This window comes from Streptomyces sp. CBMA156, from assembly GCF_014596515.1.
Lineage (GTDB): Bacteria > Actinomycetota > Actinomycetes > Streptomycetales > Streptomycetaceae > Kitasatospora.
Map to the genome: position 1 here is coordinate 1 of NZ_MSJQ01000457.1, position 3,247 is coordinate 3,247.

4 protein-coding genes are annotated in these 3,247 nt (G+C 74.0%); 1 reads left to right on the plus strand and 3 read right to left on the minus strand.

Going from position 1 to position 3,247, the window contains the following annotated elements; genetic code table 11:
- Nucleotides 1-116: 116 nt before the first annotated feature.
- A complete protein-coding gene (locus BU198_RS44400) occupies nucleotides 117-785 on the minus strand; it encodes a papain-like cysteine protease family protein (protein ID WP_188299679.1) in 669 nt (222 codons plus the stop codon).
- Nucleotides 786-1,107: 322 nt separating this feature from the next.
- On the opposite strand from BU198_RS44400, the gene BU198_RS44405 reads away from it, so the two are divergent.
- Nucleotides 1,108-2,040 (plus strand): hypothetical protein, encoded by a 933-nt coding sequence (locus BU198_RS44405; protein ID WP_188299694.1) that lies wholly within the window; start codon nucleotides 1,108-1,110, stop codon nucleotides 2,038-2,040.
- Between the two features lie 58 nt (nucleotides 2,041-2,098).
- On the opposite strand, the gene BU198_RS44410 is transcribed toward BU198_RS44405, so the two are convergent.
- Nucleotides 2,099-2,959 (minus strand): GNAT family N-acetyltransferase, encoded by an 861-nt coding sequence (locus tag BU198_RS44410; RefSeq protein WP_188299680.1) that lies wholly within the window; start codon nucleotides 2,957-2,959, stop codon nucleotides 2,099-2,101.
- A gap of 94 nt (nucleotides 2,960-3,053) precedes the next feature.
- Nucleotides 3,054-3,247, minus strand: a 194-nt coding sequence (locus BU198_RS44415) for a hypothetical protein (protein WP_188301901.1), incomplete at its 5' end; no start/stop codon positions are given.

Sequence of the window (3,247 nt, forward strand, 5' to 3'; positions counted from 1 at the left end):
GTGCGCGGCCGGGGCGAGCGCCAGCGCGAGGCCGACGGTGAGCAGGGCGGCGGTGGCGGTGGCGGCTGCGGTGGCGGTGGTCCGACGGCGGCTCTTGGTCTCGGTCATGGTCGCCCTCACGCGCCGATCCGGTACAGGGAGTGGGTCCACGAGAACGTGCTGTTGTTCACGTAGTACCGGTAATCCGCCCAGTTGTAGCGGTAGTTGGAGGGCCATGGGTCGCCCCAGTAGACCCAGTTGTTCGCGGTGTCGTAGCCGTACAGGACGTGCATGTGCCCGCCGCCCGAGCTCCACTGGATGCGCGTCTCGACCGGGCGGTCGGCGTTCACCTCGGACTGCACGGTGCCGTAGTTCAGGTACCCGTTGACGTACGAACCCGGGGTGATGCCGACCCGGCTCAGCCCGTTCTGCACATCGCCCAGCGTGGCCTGGCTGTTGGGGCAGCCGGAGTCGGCGGAGCGGCCGAACGAGACGTTGCAGAACTGGTTCTGGCTGTAGTTGTAGCCGTACCAGGTGGCGATGGTGTTCCCGCTCGCCGCCCAGCACCAGTTGGTCTGCTGTTGCTGCTGCATGGTGATGTTGAGCTTCTTGTACGTGCCGGCCAGGTCGGCCGTGCTGCCGGGCGCGGCGGCCCGGCGGACCTGGTGCACGGCCCGGTCCTGGGCCTGGCCCTGGGCGGGAGCGGCGATCGCGGGCGCCGCCGCCGCGGCGGTGAGCGCCGGGCCCAGCACGCCGAGGGCGAGCAGTGAGACCGCACGGCGCAGCCGTATCCGTGGAACTGGCATGGGGGGATGCCTCCTTGCACGAGTGGAGCGAGGTGCTGTGTGGGGGGCGCGGTCCGGATCGCGCCCCGAGCATCGCGCCTCGTCAGGGGCGGGTCAACGGCCCTCGGCGGGGCCGGGACCGAGGTGTGAACGGGCCGACCCGGATGTGAACGGCACCCGGGAAACCCCCGCGTGGCAGGCCGGAACCGGTGACAAACCGCCACACCGATGTGAATATTCACGGTCAAACACCGGTCCGTCCGAGCGGTCCGTCCGGGCGATCCGTCCGGGCGATCCGTCCCGGCGGTCCGGGCGCCGGACCGCCCGCCCCCAGGAGGCCGCCATCCACCGGAGCGACCCAGCCGACCTCGCCGCCGCCCTGCGCACCGGCCCGTTCCACCTCGCCCTGCGCACCGCGATCTCCGCCCGGGGCCTCGCCCTGCACCGCATCCGCCGCCACCTCGCCCTGCGCGGCGTCACCGTCGGCCTCACCAGCCTCAGTTACTGGCAGCAGGGCCGCCGCCGTCCCGAACGCACCGAGTCACTGCGCGCCGTCGCCGCCCTCGAAGAGGTCCTCGACCTCCCCGAGCACTCCCTCACCCGGCTGCTCGGCCCCCGCCGCGTCGCCGAGCCCGCCCCGGCCGGCCCGCCCGTACTCCCGTACCGCGACCTCATCTCCCCGGCCGTCGCCGTCGACGGCCTGCTCGCCACCCTGGCCGGCCCGCGCGACACCGGGCTGCACACCATCACCCACATCGAACGCGTCCGGATCGGCCCCGACCGCCGGCTCACCCGCCGCGACTCCCAGCACGCACTGCGCGCCCACCGCGACGGCATCGACCGCTACCTCGCCCTCTACCAGGGCGACCCGGGCAGCGACATCACCCGCGTCGGCGTCCGCGCCGAGGAGAACTGCCGCCCCGGCCGCATCCGCCGCGACCAGGCCCACCACCTGCTCGCCGCCGAACTCCTCCTCGACCGCCGACTACGCGCCGGCGACACCCACCTGCTCGGCTACGGCTTCGACGACGCCCCCTCCCCCGGCCCCAGCTGCGAGTACGTCCGCGGCTTCAACTCCGGCGCCGGCCAGTACGTCCTCCAGATCGCCTTCCACCCCGCCGCCCTCCCCGTCCGGTGCCACCGTTTCGCCCTCCACTCCCCCGGCGAGCTCCCGTACGAGACCGAGGAACTCACCCTCGACGGCCGCCGCTGCGTCCACCTGGTCGCCACGGCACTGCGGCCGTGCCTCCTGGGCATCCGGTGGGACTGGGAGTGACGGACGGCCGGGCCCGCGGCGGCCGTCGGCCGGTGCGGGCCCGCCCGCCGCGGCACCTCTAGGCCGTGCCGAAGTCCACGGTCAGGGCGTCCTCCACCGGCAGGTAACCGATCTGCTGGTAGATGGAGTTGCTGGTCGGATTGGCGAGGTCCGTGTAGAGCAGGACCTCGGTGGCACCGCGGGCGAGGAGGTGGGCCGAGGTGGCGGCCGTGACGGCGGTGCCGTAGCCGCGGCCGCGGCTCTCGGCGGGGGTGTAGACCGGGCCGACGCGGGACATGCCGACGAGGATCGGGCTGCTGCCGGCCAGGGCGACCGGGCGGCCTTCGTCCTCCCACAGGTGCAGGCAGCCGGCCGCGGTCCGCTCGTCCACCGCCCTTGGCACGTCGGGGAGTTCGACCCCGGCCTCGACCAGGAACTCCTCGTACCAGCGGATCGCCAGCTCGCGGTCGGCCGGTTCGGCCAGCCGGTGGCGGCCCGCGGGCGGGCGCGGCGGGTCGGCCAACTCACCGAGCCGGTAGAGCCGTTCGTCGAAGCGGACGGACTGCCCGGCGCCGGTGGCCGCCGTCCAGGCCCCGGCGAAGGCGCGGACCGCTTCGGAGCCCCCGCCCACCCCGGTGACCGTGGTGAACTCCGGCCCCGCGGCGGCCAGTTCGACCGCCAGCTCGGCGGCCGCGGCCGGCGGCATGAAGGAGAGCCGGGGGGCGAACGGCGGCGTCTGGAGGAAGGCGCCGCCGACCGGACCGTCCTCCTCGGCCCGCCACCAGCCGAAGACCGGCCGGTCACCGAACACGGTCAAACCGGACTCGGCCAGTCGGTGCGCGATGGTGAGCAGGACGGTGTTCTCGGCGGGGCGGGCGGCCAGGAAGGCGCCCGCCTCCTCCCGGAACTCGTCGAGGGAGGTGGTGAAAGTCCAGGTCATGACCCATGATGACGCCGGCCGGGGTTCGCTCGCAAACGATATTTCGACCAATCTCGAAGTACCGCGAACGTCCGCCGGCCGTCGGGCCGCCGCTCTACTCGACCGCCGCGCCCAGCTTCTCCGCCAGCACCGCCGGATCGGTGGTCGGGGCGTCGCAGGCGAAGTGCCGGCAGACGTACGCCGCGGGCGCCCCGCCGACCAGCGGCCGGTCTGCCAGCAGTGGCACCTCGGCCTCCCCCGGCGCACCGACCGCGACGACCGTCCCCGGCGCCGTACCGAGCAGCGCGG

Coding starts and splice junctions, on each gene's coding strand:
- BU198_RS44410 (WP_188299680.1), bottom strand. CDS start 2,959: ATGACCTGGACTTTCACCACCTCCCTCGACGAGTTCCGGGAGGAGGCG.
- BU198_RS44400 (WP_188299679.1), bottom strand. CDS start 785: ATGCCAGTTCCACGGATACGGCTGCGCCGTGCGGTCTCACTGCTCGCC.